Below are 18,208 nucleotides of genomic sequence, written 5' to 3'. Positions count from 1 at the left end.
TAAATTATAGAAATATTTGACATGCTTTATATCGATAAAGCATGTTGTTCTGGGTGAACAATATCGCTATTTTTTTATAGATCTAAATCACTTCATTTTTTTAAATAACATACTTTTTAATACATTATCTTTGAAAATAAAATGGTGGATTAATGCAGCACAGGCATGCAAACCCACAATTACAATAAAAAAGTTACCTAAAAATTGATGTAATTCAGCAATAAATTTAAGATCTTTCACACTGCTTAAAAGTGGCAAGTTTAAAGAGAATACTTGGAAGTTATCAGTCAGACTCGATAATGCAAGCCAGCCCGCGATTGGAACGACACATAAACTTAAGTAAAGCGTAAATCTGACAATTTTGAATAATTTGATTTGATACGAATTAATTATCTCATTTTGAGGAATACTTCTTTTATAAATAAAAACAAAACTTAATCTCACGAAAAATAGAATAAATATTGAAATTCCACCCATGACATGAATCTGGCCCTGCAAGCCTGTTCTTGTGGGATCTCCACTCGTCAAATATACAATTGCAACTAAAACAAAGGTAATCCAGTGCATTATTATTATAGGTTTTGGATAGTTATTATTCATGATTTTTCCTGAATATCAGATACTGATATTATATAAAATACAATCTAACTGAATTAGATATTAAAACTAAAATAAATAGCTATCAATTTAAAAAATACTGTAAAATCAATATATTACATATTTTTAGTCAGAATTCCGCGGCTTGCTTTATCTAGCTAAAGCAAGCCGCCAACTTTATGATCTTAATCCAATCAGCAAAACAGAATGGACTGGATCCGTATATCTATTTAAGTGATGTGCTGAAAAGACTGCCAACGGAGAAAATGAGCTAGATTGAAGAGCTGTTACCATATCACGGGAAGTTCGCCTAAAATTGAAATTAAGCAAGGGGTTCACCGAACGCTTATCCAGAAAATGAATTTTTACCTATTGCTGAATCTGCAACTTCAGAATAGATACTTTTTTTGAATAACTCAAATGGCCGAGTAATAGGATTGGTTAAAATATTATTATATCTTGATCAAATCAATGATTTTTTGACAAAAAACACCTAATAGGCTGGTATGGGCCCTATCTAATCCTTACGATTTATTCAAATCGTGATCAATATTTATCAGGTAACCCAGTCCTCAGTAAAACCACTTTTTTACAGACTTTTATTCGACTGATTTGTTATGCTGTCAGATGATTTATTACCATAATAAGCAATCTGAAACCATGGACAGTAATAATAAAAAACCTAAGCATTCAATTGTCTGGCTCGATCAGCCAGAAGCACATGATTATCCTGCTGCGAAGTCTTATTTGTGTTTATTGTTGCATCCTTCACAGGTTGAAGAACTGGTGAGCCAGTTACAAGCCGAAACAGTAACTCAGTTTAAAGCCAAAGATATTTTTCGCGCAGCACAGCTTCCACTACTTGATGAACACAATTTTCATGTGGCACGTGATTTGAGCAAAATTGAGCAGAACAAAGCACTTTCACCTTTATTGTTGGTACGTGATTTAGGACGACGTCATTTAATTATCGCGGATGGTTATCATCGATTATGTGCGGTGTATCTGCATGATGAAGATGCCCTAATTCCTTGCCAGATTATTTCGCTGACTATGCAAGATTTGGCAAATGTATGACCGCTGCTAAAAAATTCCCGTTTTTTGATGTGATTGCGGGTTTATCTATCGCAGGTTTGCTGCTGCCTGAAGCAGTCGCATATTCCAATATGGTCGGGTTGCCACCACAAAGTGGTTTGGTGGCGTTGGTACTGGGCTTAGTACTTTATGGTCTAATCGGGAATAGCCGTCTTGCAATTGTGTCTTCGACATCATCTTCTGCCGCAGTCATGAGTTCAGGTCTGGCAACCCTAGTCATGTTTTCTGCACCAGAACGGGCAGGTCTGGCTTATGCACTGGTATTTCTGTCGGGCATTTTACTGGTGATCGCAGGGTTGTTTAAGCTTGGAGATGTGACCCATTTTATTGCAAAACCGGTGCTGAAAGGCTTTTCCTTTGGTCTGGCACTCAGCATTGTAGTAAAACAGCTTCCTTTAGTATTACAGGTGCAACCCGTACAGAGTGATTTTTTCCGTCAGTTGTGGGAAATGTTACAGGCTTATTCGAGCTGGAACTGGTATGCATTGATCATGGGACTCTGTACCTTTTTCATTTTGCAATTCACCCAGCGCTATAAAACTATTCCAGTTGCGCTGTTACTGATTATTTTAGGGATCAGTTTCAATGTGATGGGATATACCCAAGCATGGGGGATCCGTTCTGTTGGGCATTTTGAGTTTGTTCTACCGAGTGTTCACTTGCCCCAGTTGAGTATGAATAGCTGGTTGCAACTGGTAGAACTTTCACTGGCCGTTGCACTGATTATCTATGCTGAATCCTATACTTCAATTCGTAGCTCGGCCCTAAAATACCATGATGCAATCCAGCCAAACCGAGACCTGATTGCATTGGGCGTAAGCAATATCTGCTCAGGATTGTTTAAAGGAATGGCGGTTGGTGCAGGCTATTCGGCGACTTCAGCCAATGAATCCGCAGGGGCAAATAGCAAAAAATCAGCTTGGGTAGCAGCGCTGGCCGTGGTGATTTTTTTGCTGTTTTTTCGCCAGTATATAGCCAATATTCCTGAACCTGTTTTGGCAAGTATTGTGATGTATGCTGTCAGTGGGCATATTCGTTTTGCACCATTTAAACAGTATTTTATCTGGCATAAAGATCGCTTACTGTCGATTGTTGCAATTTGGGCAGTGATTATTTTTGGTGTGCTCAATGGTTTATTGATTGCAGTAATGGTGAGCATTTTAATGTTATTAAAAAGCTATTCTGTCCCTCGAATTGCATGGCTTGGACGTCTGAATGGTGGACATGATTATGTTGACATCAACCGTTTTCCTGAAGCTGTAGCACCTCATGCTATTTTAATTGCACGACCTGATCATCCCCTGTTTTTTGCCAATGCAGAAAAAATCTGTCATACGATTTTACAGAAGGTTTCCTGGCAAAATTATAAACACGTGATTTTGAATCTTGAAGAATGTCCAAGCCTTGATAGTACCAGTATTGAAGAGTTGTTATTGCTGGCTGAGCATTTGCAAGAGAAAGGGATTGACCTGAAGCTGGCACGAGTACGTCGTTCAGTCGCACAAACCTTATTGTATGTGAATAGTCCATTATTTCCTTGCTCTAGTTATGACGCACAAAGTGTCGATGATGCCGTAAGCCAGTTAGAAAGTAGCACTGCGACTTGATCAGAGGGAGTTTGTTCAGTAAGTAGTTAGGTGGGGTAACTCAACGAATGACGCTGCTAACACCTTTTTCAAGTCAATGTCTTATCCGTTATTCGGGCTAATTTAGAATGATGTTAAAAATTTGATTTTCCTTTTCCCTTTTACGCTAGGTTTGATAAATAAATTTTGTAATAAATATTTTTGGAACAGATTTTGCCTAAAAACTATAAGTTTTAAACATTTATTCTTTTCTTATTTGATTCATACTTTTTTAGTATGTAATTAGACTTTAAGTTGCATTGCACAATCTTAAGATTCTATTCAATATGAACAAGAAAACGAAAAATGTTTGAATGGAATGAAACACACCCTCTACCAGATAGCAGGACGCCATCTAGAGTAAGGAATGGAAATGAAAAGCGTTAATTATTATCAAACCATCTTTGACAAAGCTGGTGATGCAATTTTTGTACATGACATAGACAGTATCGATTTCATCGACGCCAATGAAGCAGCTGAAGCCCTGACCGGTTACAGCAAATCTGAATTAACCCAGATGAGCGTGGAAAAGATCAGTGCGCATAGTCATGGCTTTGATTTTCATCATGCCGTAAAGAAAGTTCACCAAGCAGCAAGTCATAAAGCCATCACATTTGAATGGCTCATTCAGGCTCAGGACCGGCATCATATCCCTGTTGAAGTCTGCCTGAAAATTGTTGAAATCGAACATCAACCCAAAATGCTGGCGCTCGTCCGCAACATCAGTGAAATCAAAAAATATCAGTATCAGCTCCAGTCAAAAGATCAGTATTTTAAGATGCTGCTGGAAAACTCGGGGGATGGCATTGCCATCCTGGATACTCAAGGTAAACTCCTTTATGCCAGCCCTTCCCTGCAGCGAATTCTGGGCTATCGCGATCGCTTCGTGCTCAATAAAAATGTTCTGAGTGTGATTCATCCCGACGACCGTATGAATGTGCGACAACTCCTGTTTAAAAAACCATCGAATGATGATATTGGCACCATTAACTACAAAATCATGCACCATAATGGCAAATGGCACCATCATGAAGCAACCGTCAAGAACTTACTTGATCATCCTGATATTCAAGGCATTTTAATTAACTATCGGGATATTACCGAGCGTATAGAAGCAGAAAATAAGGCGCGTGCCCGGGAAAAACAACTTGGACATATGTCTCGTTGTAAAACCATGGGCGAACTTTCAACTGCGCTCGCGCATGAGTTGAATCAACCCCTGGCGGCTTTAAATAACTACGTCGGAGGCAGCATCATCCGCATTCAAAACGGTTTAGCAAATACTCAGGAAACCATTGATGCTTTGAATGCAGCCTTGAATCAAACTCATCGCGTGAATGGCATTATTCACAGCATGCGCAGCTTCCTCAAAAAAGGCGAAGCGAATTTTAAAGTACATTCGCTCAATCGTCTCATTCAGGACTTAAACCCGCTGATTGGTTTAAAAGCAGATCAAGGTGGCTGCACGATTCATTATGAACTGGGTGTATCTCCCATCTGTATTTCGGCGGATGAGACTTTGTTTAGTCAGGTGATTATTAATCTGGTGTTCAATGCGGTCGATGCCCTACAAAAAAACCCTGAAGGTCAGCGCGATATTTTCATCCGCACCTGGCAACACAGCCAGCATGCACGGATCGCCATTGCGGATAATGGTCCCGGCTTAGAAGGACAAAATCCTGAACAGTTATTTGAATCATTTTATTCAAGCAAAACCGACAGTATGGGGATTGGATTGACCCTATCGAGAAGCATCATCGAAAATCACCACGGTTATTTATGGGTTTGTGAAGGCGAATCAGGTGCCATCTTCAATATTTCTTTGGCAGCACAGGAGCGTGCAAAATGTATATGACCAATCCGCATGTCGCAGAACCCATCGTATATGTCATTGATGACGACCCAGACATTTGTAACTCTTTAATCTGGCTTTTGGATTCTGTTCAACTCGAGTCCAAAACTTTCAATAGTGCGACGGAATTTTTAAGCTACCAGCGTCCACATACGCCGGCCTGTTTGATTCTGGATATTCGTATGCGCGGTATGAGTGGCTTGCAGTTACAACAACAGCTGAATCAGCAAAAGATCAGTATGCCGATTATTTTTATGACCGGTCATGGCGATATCCCGATGTCCGTCAATGCCATGAAAGCGGGTGCCTTTGATTTCCTGGAAAAGCCGTTTAACCCGCAGCATATGCTGAATCAGATTCAATCGTGTTTACAGCAAGCAGAACTCGATTTTTTAGAAGCTGAAAAACGTGAACTACAAAGATCCAAACTTAAATCACTGTCCCCACGTGAAAACGAAATCATTCATTTATTGGTCGATGGCCTGTCCAGCAAACATATCGCGCAGATGCTGAATATCAGCCATAAAACGGTCGAGATTCATCGCACCCATATCCGGCAAAAACTGGGCACCGAGTCGATTGCGCAGATTGTCAATATGGTGTTGATGTGTCGTGACAAATCCTTGCAAGTGATGGTTTAAACCCATCAGCTTGCAAGATTTAAAGTTAGATCAAGATTTAGAAGAATCGATCGAAGTGGATTTGCTGCTGCGGAATGCCCGCCTGATGGGCCATCTGTTCAATGGATTTAACCATCGGTGGTGGGCCTGCGCAGTAAATTTCATGCTCAAGCAATTGGTCGCCTAGCACATCATTGATCACATCATGAATGAAACCTGATCGAATCCCTTCAATCAGCTCTGATGAGGTTGCAGGTACATAATTCAGTCTTGTACCCAGTTCAGTCCATTCACGCATTTGCACTTCAGTCAGCAAATCGCGTTGTTCACGTCCGCCATGGAAGAACCAGACTTTGTGATGCTGTAGATGTGGATTGACTGCAACGCCACGTGCAATCGCGAGCATTGGTGCTAAGCCTGAACCACCTGCCACGCAAATAATCGGACGTGGCTGCTCTTGCAAGTGTGCCAGTCCATAAGGACCATCAATCTGAATCACGGCATCTTGCCGTTGTTGCTCATCAAACAGTAGGTTGGTCATCTTGCCATCCGGCACACGTCGAATCTGGAACACCCACAGCCCTTCGTCATTCGGCAAGTTCGACATCGAATAGGCACGCAGCAACTGCTGGTTGACCCAAAGCAACGCATATTGACCCGGAATGAATTGGGCAGGCTCATCCGACTGCAAATGAATTTCTAGAATATCATGCGTAATGGGTTGCACATACTTTAGGGTCACGGCTTGCTGTTTTGGCAAGATTTTGGGTGTGCACTGTTCATCTAAACGAACCTTGAGCACACAGTCCGATTTTGGTCGACATTGGCAAGCCAAAACACGTCCTTTACGTTTGTCGCGATCAGACAATCCGGGTGCATCTGCCCACAGGTTTTCAATCTCACCCGACAACACTTCAATTTTACAGGTTCCGCAGCCACCGGCATTGCATTCATAAGGTAAGCCCAAACCTTCACGCAAACCACCGCGTAATAGCACGTCATCGGCGGCACAGTGAAATTGCCCCTGTCCTTCAATCTGAATTTTATGCATAGGGCATTACTCCACTAAATAGACCTGACCATCACGTACAAATGAGGTGTAGGTTTTGAGTGGAATACTGCACGGTGCACCACACGGCTCACCGGTTTTAATATCGAAAGCGCCAGCATGGAACGGACATTCCACTTCGCAGCCATCAATTTCGCCATCGGCTAACGATGCATCACCATGGGTACAGGTATCATCGGTGACATAGAATTCACCATCTTCGAGGTGGAAAACCGCCAGTGGTGGATAACCGTCGATAATCACCTGTAAACCTTCGCCTTGTTCAACATCCGAGGTGAGGCAAAGAAATTTTTCTGCAATATTGGTCATTTGAATATTCATGCGCTCAACTCCTCAATTGGTGAATCTGTCGCTTCAGGCCCCAAGGTGTGATAACCGCCATCGGCATGGATGGTGCTACCGGTGAGTAATTTGGCTTTTGGACTGCATAACAGGCTTAAGGCTTGTGCGACTTCTTCAGCATCGGCAATACGACCCAGAACATGGAAACGACCCGCAACACGATCGGTTTTCGGACGATCATTGCCAGAAATCATTTGCATCGGCACCGACCAGGTCCAGCCTAGAGATAAAGCATGCACACGAATACCATCTGCCGCCAAATCCAAGGCCATGCTTTTGGTCAGCTGCTCCAAGGTTGCTTTGGATGCCGGATAGACCCAGCGCTCTTTTTGAGCAATGCGGGCGCTGACACTACTAATATTAATTACAGCCCCATCATTGCTGGCCTGCAGCATTGGTCTACATGCCTGTACCAATGCTGCATGACCAAACACGGTCACATTAAAGGTATTTTGCCAATCTTGACGTGTCGACTGAGATCCATGATCTTCATACAGACAGGCCAGATTCACCAAAATATCCAGTTGTATAAGTTTTGCGCTTAATGCCTGAATGCTGTCATCGTTTGCCAGATCCAGATATTCATACGTCGCATTGGTGTTAGTCGCAACTTGCTGTCCCAAGGTTTCATTAATATCGGCAATGATGACTTCGGCACCTAAGCCCTTTAATTCTTTGACTACAGCCTGGCCAATGAGAGTCGCTCCTCCTGTGACCAGCACCACTTTATTCTTGAGATCAGTCATGAAACCTCCTTGTACTGCGGCCACTCATTGAATTGTCCTTTGCAGAACAGCAATGGACGTTGATTGCTGTGACGGCATTGCTCAATTTTTCCAAGGAAAATTTGATGATCCCCGGCTTCAATCTGCTTTTCATTTTTGCAAACGAACTGCACTACACAACCTTCTAGTACTGGTGCTTTAGACTGTTCAATATTCCACACGCCATGCTGAAATTTATCGGCAATCGGCTTGGCAAAGTTCAGGCCAACGTCCTGCTGGTCCGCTCCCAAAATATTGATGGCAAAATATTCCGCCTGTTCAAAAACCTGACGGCTTGGTGAATGATTCACTAAACTCCACAAAACAAGTGCTGGGTCTAAAGACACTGAACTAAATGAGTTAATGGTTAACCCTACAGGCTGTTGCTGCTTATCCAAACAGGTGACAATCGCGACACCTGTGGCAAAGCCCCCGAAGGCCTGCCGAAGCGATTTCGCTTCAGCAAGATCAACATCCTGCCATAACACTTCAGGCAGCTGCATGATTAAACTCCTTGCGTGACAGGTATTCTTTTGCGCCTTCTGCACCATCAACCGCTGGCCAGAAACCACGTGGATGGTTGAAGTGCCCCATGAAATCATCTGCAATGATATTGTTTTGTGCTGCTGCACCCAAGACCTGAAGCAGACTTTCACTTGGTGGATTCAACAACAGGTTAGTAAATTCAGTGGTATAACGACCTGAATATTCCCAGAAAGCATCAAAGACTTGCGTCATCCACTCAGCAGTAAAGGCTGCATCACCATGCTCAAGAATGGCTTGTAAATAATGCTCCACCATACGTGTGGCATTATTCGCTCCTTGACCTGCAATCGGGTCATTGACCATCACCGTATCCCCGATGCCCCAAATCGCTGCACCATTGGCAAGCTGTGCGACTGGATGACGAACTTCTGGACGGAATGCACCTTTTAGCCACGCATTTGGATCACTGAGTTCCATGTTATCCACCATGTGGAAACTTTGGTCTGGCGTAACTTTGGCAACCGCTTGTTTCATACGCTGCAACATTTCTTCGCCACTGCTGACATCATCAAAGATATCCATTGGACCGTTTGGAACACATTCGAAGAGGAAGCTTCGACATGGGCCATGGGTATGGCTATAGAACGGCATACTGAAATATTCGCCTGCACCTGCAACGAAGTTGAAGTGCAAGGTTTGTGAAGGCTGCCCTTGCCAGCTGTCCGGACCACACAGGTCATCACCTACAACCAAGGCTGCAGCGAGTTTACGAGGTGGGGTTTGATGGACCGAACGTGCTTCATTACGTTTAAACAAACTGGTGATGTTGCCCTTACCGGCAGCAAGAATGGTTAAATCATTTTCAGCAGAAATGATTTCCAGATCTTCAGGACTGACGTTTTGAATGACCAGTTTGCCACCACGACGTGGATATTCTTCTAACCAGCGGTGATACTTGGTCCGCTGATCCATGGCAATGCCTTTGTTCTCATGTAAGAATCCGGTTAAAGGCAGCGCAACCGTACCGTCTGGACCACGGAAGTCGACATGAATTGCCTGTCCATGATAGGCTTTGCCATCCCAGAAGTTCAGGCCCAGTTTACGTTCAACTTCAAGCGTGTTGGCGAAGAACATGGTGGTGCTCACCATACGACCATGCAACAGTTCATCTGCAGGACGGTCAACATATAAAGTCACTTCATATTTATGTTCGAGTAATGAGAACGCCAGTAATAAACCTGCCTGCCCACCACCAATAATTGCAATTTTTCTCATTTTCTAAATTCCTCTTTGGGGCCGCGATCTTTGCAGTACCTGTATTTACGCCGTGGGATACGGTTGGTTAAAGGTCAGATTCAGATCCACGCGGTCAAACTTCCAAGTCCCGTCTTCATCTCGGCGAATGACGGACTGATAAAAACCACCTAAACAATGGGTCGATGCAGGCTGATTATTTTCAGCCTTAAGTTTGGCGAAGTGACACACTTCCCAAAGCATCCACGTTGCAGTGGCATTGTGGTCATCGATCACCTCTATATCCGGTATGGCCATAATGTGCAGACTCCACAGAATCTGTGCTTCGGCAATGCTCGACAGCGCATCTAAAATATTTTGACGACCCTGATATTCACCAAAGCCATTTGCAGCCCAGACCGCGTCATCATGAAACAAATGTTGTAAAATTTGGGGATTGTTGCGTTGGTCAGCCGCGGTTGCGTACCGACCCACCAGACTCCGAATCGCCTCACAGCTTTCCAGATATTGCAAACGCGCTTCCAGATGGTGTTGGCTCATATTCAGTCCTTTAAACGTTCACCACATCGCCTGTTTCATAGACAAAGCGTTTTTCTTCAAAGGCATAAGGCACACCCACTGAACCTTTATACAGTTCGATATGTGGCGCAATTTCCGCAAAGCTCAGGCTGAGCCAGTACAACTTGTGCAGTTCTTCCGGCAAGGTGCCGAGCGCATATTCATCGAGTGCAGCCAGAAGTTTGCGCATTTCTGGCAAGATTGCATCGTAGAATGCTTGCAGTTCAGCAGTGGTCGATTGCAATCGTTGTTGATGGCGTTGTTTTGAGGTTCCCAAAGCCCACTTCGTGACAAAAGGTTCAAGGGCAGCAAAATCAGCAGGGAGTTGTGAAATAAGTTGTGTCATGCGAATGCTCCTTATGCGCGATTCAGATATTGTTCAAGAACGTGATAGCCATGACGAATCAGAATTTCTTCGTCTTGCAAGTGCATGACTTTTTTCGCTTTTGACTCAAGTGCTTCTTGAGTGTCTTCCATGGTTGCGGTGTCTTCTAACCATGCATTACGCTGTAAAACCTGTGCAAATTCCTGTGCCCAACGCTCAGAATATTTTTTCGCTTTTGGTAGGTAATAACGACCTTCCCAACGGGTCTGGTTATGACCGACAGGCCAGAATTGATGGGTAAACCACACACCTTCAGTGACATGCACTAGAATGTTTGGGAAAATCACAGACAACTCGAATGAAAAATCATCACGGTCATTCGGGTTCACTGAGCTCGGGAGTTGCGTCCGCTCATAGTGATTGACCAGTGATGCTCCGGTAATTTCTCCGGAAAGTGCCGCAGCCGGTTTCGGATTGGCATTTTTGGTTAAGCAAACTGCACATGTGCGGTGATCGCCAAAGAGTTGTACTTCTTGCAGGCCAGATGCAAAGACATTAGGGAAAGAACCTGCGTGAATGGTTGCCACGTGATAGGCCTCAGCAAAGGCATCGTGAGCGACTTTCCAGTTACAGTTCAGTACTGTGTTATAAGCAAAGCACTCTTCCATTTCATGGAACGGATAACCGCCTAAATGTGTACCCATACCGCCCAGGAATTCTTCTACACCTTGGGTGCCTTCATTGTCCAAATTGATGAAGATAAAGCCTTCCCAGACTTCAGTACGGACTGGTGCCAGACCGTTATGACCTTTATCGAAGCAAGAAGTGAATTTCTCTTCTTCAGGCACGCTGACCAGATCGCCTTTGGCATCGTAAACCCAACCATGGAAACGACAGGTCACCACTGCTGCTTTGCTTGAACCAAAAGTTTCGTTGTCAGTTTCCACCACAACCTTGTTGCCACGGTGCGAACAGATGTTGTGAAAGCCGCGGATCTTGCCGTCTTTGCCATGCATAAGAATTACGGAAGTTTTAGCAAAATCCAGACGTTTGACCTTGTAATCGCCTTTCTTTGGAATTTCTTCGACACGACCGACTTTCAGCCAGACTTTAGAAAATACTTTGTCGATTTCTTCTTGGTAAATTTCAGGAGAAATACACGGCTCTGTTGGAATGGGTTCGATGCCGAGTTCTGGGTATAGCTCGCCCCAACGTAATTTAGATTCACTGTTCATTTGAGATTCCTTTTCAATTAAAAGTTTAGATATGCCGTGGCAGCACCACAGCAGCGTCCATTAAAGTTGATAGTGTTCGCGTACCAGATCAGCAATCCCGAGTTTTTCAAGAATTGGCATTGGGCATAGGAAGGTTGCGCGCACCATGCCCGGCAGACGGCTAATTTCAATTGAACCGGTAATCGTGCAACGGTTCATGACTTCATCAACACTTAGACCTGTGGTTTTCGCCGCGCGGTTTAAGGCATTCTCAGTGGCATCATTCAGGTTTTTACCTGTGCCCATGAAAGTAATCGGACCGCTTTCTTCAATTTCGGTTTGTCCCCAACGCTCGCCAAGTGCTTTGACTTTTTCACGTTCTTCTTTGGTGAATGGGCGTGCCATCGGTGGCAAGTCATCTGCTGCTTGCAGCAGGATTGGACCATCAATGCTTAAGCCTTTAATCACTTCCACTTGCAGCTCTGTTTCACCTGAGACATCTGTTGCATGACCGGCAATTTCACCATTGCCTTGCTGTGCATGCATATCACCCATATACACCCCTGCACCTGGCACTTTGACCGGACAAATCAAGATACACCCTGGACGGATTGAGTTGGTGTCCATATGGCCATCGGTTTTTGCAGCCAACAGCTCTTCTTCCGTCATGCCAAATTTGTGCGGTGCATTAATCAGGTACTGACCAAAGTCATGACAGTTGTGTGAGTCTGGTAGGTCACGTGAAGGCGTGGTACCAATGTTGCCCAGGAAGGGACGCATATGTGCTGCGACTCCAGGCATATCGGCACGTGCCAGTGACAAAATTGAATGTTGCGCTGCATGTTCAGGCAGTGCAGACAATTCATTGGCATTGCCGGCAAGTTTGTTGGCAATCTCTTGATTGACCGTCAAACTCACTTTGTTTTCTTCATCCAGCACGATCACATAACCGTGTGAAAATTCAAAAGCACTGACTTCTGCATCACAGTTTTTGCAACGGATGGCATCTTCACCAATGCCTTCAACATAGCTTGCCGGCTGTTCAGTACCACATGCGCTACAGTATTTCGCCACAAACGGGTCGCCGTGGTAACGCCCTTCAACGAAGCTCATGACCCCTGAAGAAGTCGCAATCGAGGTCACTTTCATTTTCTTGATTTTAAGTGCAACTGCATCACCAACTTCTGCACCTTCAATAAACACAGGCAATGTCACTTCATGACCACCTTGGAATGCAGGGGTAATCATTGGACCCCAGCAGCCCGGAGGAGTACCGGTTTTTAATGTTCCGCCATTTTTCAGTGGACCAAGCATGCGTTGGCTTGGACCGACAATACCGCCCGAAAATTCATTGACCAGCAAATAGTCCACTGCGTTGGTACTGCCTGCTGCATAATCCTGATTTTCAATCTTCATCGTATTACCCCTATAGTTTTAAATAACTGTCTGTTTAAAATGGAACTGTGATATCAAGTGCGAATTTCTGCCCTTCAGGCCGGTTTTCGACGTCAAATTCTTTCTGGTATTTGGCGGCAACTGCGATGCCTTTAGCGAATTGGTAGCGCACTTGCGGACCAATACTGGCTGCTTTTGCCTTGAAATCGCCTAGTACGGCCCCTTCACCGGAGTCACCTTCAAGCTGGCGATGCACATATCCGCCTACGCCCACTGCAAGCGGCCCCATATGTTTGGCAACGATATAGTCCACATGCAAGGCATTGCCCGACTCATAATTGGTGTCTTTGTTTTCAAAGTTGATGTCGTACATCCACTTGGTGCTGACTTCGATGCCTTGCTGGTTCAGATAAGTCGCAGAAACAATTGGCTGAATGGTGTAGTAGTTACGACCGATATTGGCGAGCTTGTTCTTGTTGTAAGACCCCACAGGAATATAAAAATCCACGCCTGTAGCGACATGTAGGTCACCTTTATGCCAGCCCAACAGGAATGGATCGATAATCACATCGCCTAGAGCCGTTTTGTCATCCTGCCCGCCGCCCAAAGTGATGTCGGCATTGGCATAGATCAGGAAGGCATGCATGCCCCAGGAAGCACCTAAGAATGTTTTGTCACTGACATAGATACCGCGTGCGACAGTGGCAAAAGTATCAAGTTCGAAATCATCAAATACCGGATGATCGTTTTTGAATTTGTCTGCCGAGTAAAACTGGTTGTAATTCACCAGATAGGTACCTGGAGGTGGCATTGCACCACCCAAAAAGCTTTCTGTGCCATCAGGATAAGCACTGCCACCATTTTCAGCTGCAAATACAAATGGCGTACAGCTCAAAAGACTTGTCGTTAATACTATCGATTTTAGATATTTAGCTATCATTTGCAGCAATCCCTCAGATCGTTAAGTCTTCCTCAATAGAGGGTTTAACCCCCACTAAGTTCATGACTTAATCTAGTCCGAGAACCTGCCTGCGAAATATAAGGATGAATCAGTGTTTTTATCAGGCAAAAGTGAAACACTGATAATCAAAATCGTGTAACGAAATAAGGAAAGTGCTGACAGCAGCTATAAGAATGCCTATTTAGATAGGTAGATATACCTATCTACAGAACAAAGTTGATTGAATAGTTTTATTGTAGAAATTGAATTTAAATTTCTTAAATAAGAAGAACCACACCAATGAAAGCTTTGGAATCGATGTCGCAGGAAAGCAGATGAGGTCTATCAGCGTATGGTTAAACGAGGAGTACAATGAAGAACCGTACGGTTTGAATACTTTTAGTGAGCATTCTCCTTTAGCTAAAGGAGAATGCTCACTAAAAGTGCATGTACATTGGTAGCTGCCAAAAATGAAGATTTTTGCTTCACATGACAAATCGGCTTTGCATATTGATTAAATCGCTATACATCCACATGTCATTATAAAATTTCATGATCAGCAGCAATAAAGTGGTTACTCCCTGTCGCTCTTATCACTTGGCACTTTAGATGACACATCTGGTTTATTATTTTTCAAATCACTTTCAATACGACCATCCACCAGATTAATGGTTCGATCACAGGTTGCTGACAGGCGTGGATCATGGGTGACCAGCAGCACAGCACAATCGTGTTCATAATGTACTTTACGAAAGAGTTCAAACATTTCTGCAGCTGTCTTAGTATCCAGATTGCCTGTGGGTTCATCGGCTAACAGTAATGCTGGCTCAGTGATCAGCGCTCGGGCAATCGCCACCCGCTGTTGCTGACCACCGGAGAGTTCATTGGGTTTACGGTCGGCAAACTTTTCTAAACCCACCGCAGCAAGCAATTCACGCGCCCGCTGTAGTGCAAGCTTATCTGGTTTGCCCTGAGTCAGCATCAACGGCATGAGTACGTTATTTAAGGCGGTAAAGGCCTGGATAAGGTAGTGAAACTGAAAGACAAAACCGATACTGTTACAACGTAAAGTAGTACGTCCAGCATCATCCATACTACTCGTCGCCTGACCCAGTAAATAAAGCTCACCGCTGCTAGGTTTATCCAGCAAACCCAGAATATTCAACAAGGTACTTTTGCCCGAACCAGACGGGCCAATCAGCGCAGCAAAATCCTTGCGCTCAATACACAGATCAATCCCATGTAATATTTCCACCTCATTGGGCTGACCAATATTATAAGATTTACGCAGTGCCTCCAGACGTAGCACCTCCTGAGACTGATCAGACATGACGAATCGCCTCCACTGGATCGAGTGCAGCTGCCCGGCGCGATGGAACAGCCGCAGCCAGCACGCCAGTCAGCGTGGCCAGTAACAGTGCCAGTATCACCAGATTTATCGAAAGAGGAATGTAAAACAAACCGGGGCCAAAGGTATTAAACACCCATACCAATCCATAACTGACAACACTGCCTAAAACCGAACCCAGCAAGCCAAATATTGCACCCTGAAATAAGAAAATTCGTAAGATTTGTGCTTGGGTCGCACCCGTCGCACGCATAATGCCAATTTCCCGAGTGCGCTGCACCACACTGACCGACATGACGCTGGCGATCCCAAAGGCCACAGAAATTGCCACAAAAACAATAATCATATTGGTCGACAGGCTTTGCGCTGTAATCGCATTCATAAGCTGGGCATTGGTTTTAATCCAGCTTTCCGCTTTCAATGAGGTCAAGCGACCTATCTGTGCAGCAATATTATCTGCCTCAAAAATATCTGCGATGGTCAAGTCAATCACCGTGACTCCCCCAGGTAAACTGAGTAGCGACTGTGCCTGTTTCAAGTCCAGATAAACATAGCGTGCATCCAGTTCGCGCACTCCCAGTTCAAATATCCCGGAGACATTGACCACTGCACTATTCTGCTGACCAGTATCCAGTCGCAGTTTGCTCCCCACTTGTACGCCCAGATCTTTGGCCAATTGGCTGCCAATCATCACATCGCCAGCACCCACTCGCAACTGACCACTCAACAGATATTCTTTCAGCGGGATGATCTGTTGATAGCGCTCTAGATTAATACCGACCAACGCGACCGATTCAACTGCTTCACCACGCTGCACAAATGCAGGTCCAGACACCACAGGTGATACAGCAGTCAATACAGGCAATTGATCCAAGGTCTCGGTAATCTGCTGCCAGTTATTGATCGAGCGCAGCCGCTGTGCCCGTTTATCTTCCTGCAGCAACTGTACAGTCCCTGCTGCAGGCGGCACAATCTGATTCACCTCATCCGGTGACAGCAAACGGATATGCGCCTGAGTACCCAAAGTACGTTCGACAATATTTGACTGCAACCCTTGAATTAAAGCGGTAATAAATACGATTACCGCCACACCTACTGCAACCCCCACAGTGATCATGATGGACTGCGCACGTCCCTCGCGCAAAAAACTGATCGCGATGGTCCATTCCGTCCAAAGCCGCCCGAAAAAGTTTTTCAATCGAATTTCACCGGTAATTCATTTTTGCTATCTGTGTCATCAACAGGATTTACTAATGATTTGTTTTGTTGCTTTAAACGTACCCGCGCACCCTCTGTTAATGAGGACTCAGCATCAGCCAATACCTGATCACCCTGACTCAAACCTGAAACCACTTCCGACATGGCCAGACCACGTAAGCCTAAAGTGACTTGCTGACGGTGTATCTTTCCATCACGCACCAACAGCACCACCGCCTTATTTCCCTTTATGCTGCTTAAAGCATCATTCGGGATAACCAAGGCCCGCTCTCGTCTGTTCGTTTCGACATTGACCGACACGGTCATATCCTGACGCAGGAAATCGGGCACGGGATCTACCAGCAACCTTACCTCTACCGTACCTCGCTGTGGATCAATACTCGGTGCAATAAAATTAATACGGGCGGGGAAAGATTGATCCGGGTAGGCATCAGCAATGACTACAGCATTTTGCTGCAAGGCAAACCGGGGTAAATTTCGTTCATCAAACGGCACTCGGATTTCCGTATTACCATTTAGTGCAATCGTAAATAATGTCCGACCAGGTTGTACCAGATCGCCTGGCTCCACATCAAGTGTCAGCACCGTACCTGCGACTTCGGCACGTATTTTTGTTTTGGCCAATTGAGCTTGTGCCGCCGCAAGACGCTCACGGAGCAAAGCTTCCTCGACTTGACCCGGTGCTAATGCTGTCGTTCTTAAACGTACCACCTCAAAGTTGTTGCGGGCCAATCTTTCAGCTTCAACAGCCTTCTCTATTTCTTCTGCTGACAGTACTCCGGCTTCTAAATTACGTCTACGTGCTGCTTCACGGCTGGCCTGTTCTAATTGTGCTTTGGCACTAGCCAATTCTGCCGCTGCCTGTGGTCGCCTGCTGGTTGCCAATTCAGTCAGTGCAGTCTCGGCCTGTCGCACCTGGGTAGCAATCTCGTCCGATTTCAGGACTAAAAGCAGATCACCCGGGGAAACTTGATCACCTTCCTGTACCCGTCGCTCAAGGACTACACCGGTAATTTCACTGCCAACCTGAGTACGTGACACCGTCTCTACTCGCCCGGTTGCCACCACGGTTTGCACCAAGGGTGTCAACGCAATGGTATAAGCTGGCAATAGCGGTCCCTGCCACCATCGAAACAGAGCAAAGCCCGCTGCAAGTATAAGCAGTATGATAATAAGCACAGATTTATGGCGAACAACGCGCAATGAGCCTCTCCAGTTCAGTTTAAAAACATCATACTACAATCGGCAGAGCAGCTATATTCGTACTCTTTTATACGTTGATAAAGACATAAAATTTTCTTGTCAGTTCTGCAGAACTTTGATGAAATTTAAATTTCAGCTCTGATTTTTTAATCTAAATCCAGCATATTCCTGTCTCAGGATAAAAGTCTTCCCTGAAGGATGATTTAGATTATTTGATAGTACATAAGTTCATAAACTTTGAACACCCGTTTTAAATTGAAGCTGTTGTCTACGTGACAGAGTATAAACAGCTTTCATACTTCA

18 protein-coding genes and 1 pseudogene are annotated in these 18,208 nt (G+C 44.7%); 5 read left to right on the top strand and 14 right to left on the bottom strand.

Annotation, left to right across the window (positions count from 1 at the left end):
* Nucleotides 1–87 precede the first annotated feature (87 nt).
* Nucleotides 88–600: a cytochrome b gene (locus HLH18_RS13460; protein ID WP_171547235.1), complete on the bottom strand. Its 513-nt coding sequence runs from the start codon at nucleotides 598–600 to the stop codon at nucleotides 88–90.
* Between the two features lie 158 nt (nucleotides 601–758).
* On the opposite strand from HLH18_RS13460, the pseudogene HLH18_RS13455 reads away from it, so the two are divergent.
* The 5 genes and pseudogenes from HLH18_RS13455 to HLH18_RS13435 form a co-directional block, all read left to right on the top strand.
* Nucleotides 759–872, top strand: a pseudogene (locus HLH18_RS13455) (transposase domain-containing protein); the annotation flags it as partial.
* A gap of 385 nt (nucleotides 873–1,257) precedes the next feature.
* Nucleotides 1,258–1,674, top strand: a complete 417-nt coding sequence (locus tag HLH18_RS13450) for a hypothetical protein (RefSeq protein ID WP_171547234.1) — start codon at nucleotides 1,258–1,260, stop codon at nucleotides 1,672–1,674.
* Entirely contained in the window at nucleotides 1,671–3,299 is a 1,629-nt protein-coding gene (locus tag HLH18_RS13445) for a SulP family inorganic anion transporter (RefSeq protein WP_171547233.1), read from the top strand. Before HLH18_RS13450 ends, HLH18_RS13445 begins: the two co-directional genes overlap by 4 nt.
* Before the next feature lie 391 nt (nucleotides 3,300–3,690).
* Nucleotides 3,691–5,172: a PAS domain-containing sensor histidine kinase gene (locus HLH18_RS13440; protein ID WP_171547232.1), complete on the top strand. Its 1,482-nt coding sequence runs from the start codon at nucleotides 3,691–3,693 to the stop codon at nucleotides 5,170–5,172.
* On the top strand, nucleotides 5,163–5,810 hold the full coding sequence (locus HLH18_RS13435; RefSeq protein WP_250852431.1) for a response regulator transcription factor: 648 nt from the start codon (nucleotides 5,163–5,165) through the stop codon (nucleotides 5,808–5,810). Before HLH18_RS13440 ends, HLH18_RS13435 begins: the two co-directional genes overlap by 10 nt.
* A 37-nt stretch (nucleotides 5,811–5,847) precedes the next feature.
* Here the strand turns inward: HLH18_RS13435 and HLH18_RS13430 are convergent, their stop codons facing one another.
* From HLH18_RS13430 to HLH18_RS13370, 13 genes are all read right to left on the bottom strand, one after another.
* Complete coding sequence (locus HLH18_RS13430) at nucleotides 5,848–6,840, bottom strand: 2Fe-2S iron-sulfur cluster-binding protein (RefSeq protein ID WP_171547231.1); 993 nt, start codon at nucleotides 6,838–6,840, stop codon at nucleotides 5,848–5,850.
* Nucleotides 6,841–6,846: 6 nt separating this feature from the next.
* Nucleotides 6,847–7,179 (bottom strand): non-heme iron oxygenase ferredoxin subunit, encoded by a 333-nt coding sequence (locus tag HLH18_RS13425; RefSeq protein ID WP_171547230.1) that lies wholly within the window; start codon nucleotides 7,177–7,179, stop codon nucleotides 6,847–6,849.
* A complete protein-coding gene (locus HLH18_RS13420; protein WP_171547229.1) occupies nucleotides 7,176–7,946 on the bottom strand; it encodes an SDR family oxidoreductase in 771 nt (256 codons plus the stop codon). The genes HLH18_RS13425 and HLH18_RS13420 overlap by 4 nt, the downstream gene beginning before the upstream one ends.
* Nucleotides 7,943–8,467, bottom strand: a complete 525-nt coding sequence (locus tag HLH18_RS13415; RefSeq protein ID WP_171547228.1) for a flavin reductase family protein — start codon at nucleotides 8,465–8,467, stop codon at nucleotides 7,943–7,945. Before HLH18_RS13415 ends, HLH18_RS13420 begins: the two co-directional genes overlap by 4 nt.
* The gene (locus HLH18_RS13410; protein WP_171547227.1) at nucleotides 8,454–9,725 is read right to left on the bottom strand and encodes a styrene monooxygenase/indole monooxygenase family protein; all 1,272 of its coding nucleotides are present in this window, start codon (nucleotides 9,723–9,725) and stop codon (nucleotides 8,454–8,456) included. Before HLH18_RS13410 ends, HLH18_RS13415 begins: the two co-directional genes overlap by 14 nt.
* Before the next feature lie 45 nt (nucleotides 9,726–9,770).
* Nucleotides 9,771–10,244 carry a nuclear transport factor 2 family protein gene (locus HLH18_RS13405; RefSeq protein ID WP_171547226.1) on the bottom strand — a complete coding sequence of 158 codons (474 nt, stop codon included), beginning with the start codon at nucleotides 10,242–10,244 and terminating at the stop codon, nucleotides 9,771–9,773.
* 10 nt (nucleotides 10,245–10,254) lie between these two features.
* Nucleotides 10,255–10,608: a hypothetical protein gene (locus tag HLH18_RS13400; protein ID WP_171547225.1), complete on the bottom strand. Its 354-nt coding sequence runs from the start codon at nucleotides 10,606–10,608 to the stop codon at nucleotides 10,255–10,257.
* 11 nt (nucleotides 10,609–10,619) lie between these two features.
* Nucleotides 10,620–11,822, bottom strand: coding sequence for an aromatic ring-hydroxylating oxygenase subunit alpha (locus HLH18_RS13395; RefSeq protein WP_171547224.1), 1,203 nt, complete (start codon nucleotides 11,820–11,822; stop codon nucleotides 10,620–10,622).
* 60 nt (nucleotides 11,823–11,882) lie between these two features.
* Nucleotides 11,883–13,217, bottom strand: coding sequence for an acetamidase/formamidase family protein (locus HLH18_RS13390; RefSeq protein ID WP_171547223.1), 1,335 nt, complete (start codon nucleotides 13,215–13,217; stop codon nucleotides 11,883–11,885).
* Nucleotides 13,218–13,251: 34 nt separating this feature from the next.
* Complete coding sequence (locus tag HLH18_RS13385; protein WP_171547222.1) at nucleotides 13,252–14,136, bottom strand: SphA family protein; 885 nt, start codon at nucleotides 14,134–14,136, stop codon at nucleotides 13,252–13,254.
* A gap of 574 nt (nucleotides 14,137–14,710) precedes the next feature.
* Entirely contained in the window at nucleotides 14,711–15,466 is a 756-nt protein-coding gene (locus tag HLH18_RS13380; protein WP_171547221.1) for an ABC transporter ATP-binding protein, read from the bottom strand.
* The gene (locus HLH18_RS13375) at nucleotides 15,459–16,682 is read right to left on the bottom strand and encodes an ABC transporter permease (RefSeq protein WP_171547220.1); all 1,224 of its coding nucleotides are present in this window, start codon (nucleotides 16,680–16,682) and stop codon (nucleotides 15,459–15,461) included. Before HLH18_RS13375 ends, HLH18_RS13380 begins: the two co-directional genes overlap by 8 nt.
* On the bottom strand, nucleotides 16,679–17,905 hold the full coding sequence (locus HLH18_RS13370) for an efflux RND transporter periplasmic adaptor subunit (protein WP_171547219.1): 1,227 nt from the start codon (nucleotides 17,903–17,905) through the stop codon (nucleotides 16,679–16,681). The genes HLH18_RS13375 and HLH18_RS13370 overlap by 4 nt, the downstream gene beginning before the upstream one ends.
* Between the last annotated feature and the right edge of the window lie 303 nt (nucleotides 17,906–18,208).

The organism is Acinetobacter sp. ANC 5414 (genome assembly GCF_013004295.1).
Taxonomy (GTDB): Bacteria; Pseudomonadota; Gammaproteobacteria; order Pseudomonadales; family Moraxellaceae; genus Acinetobacter.
The sequence above is the reverse complement of the archived record's forward strand: the minus strand, read 5'-3'. Positions and strand labels throughout refer to the sequence as shown.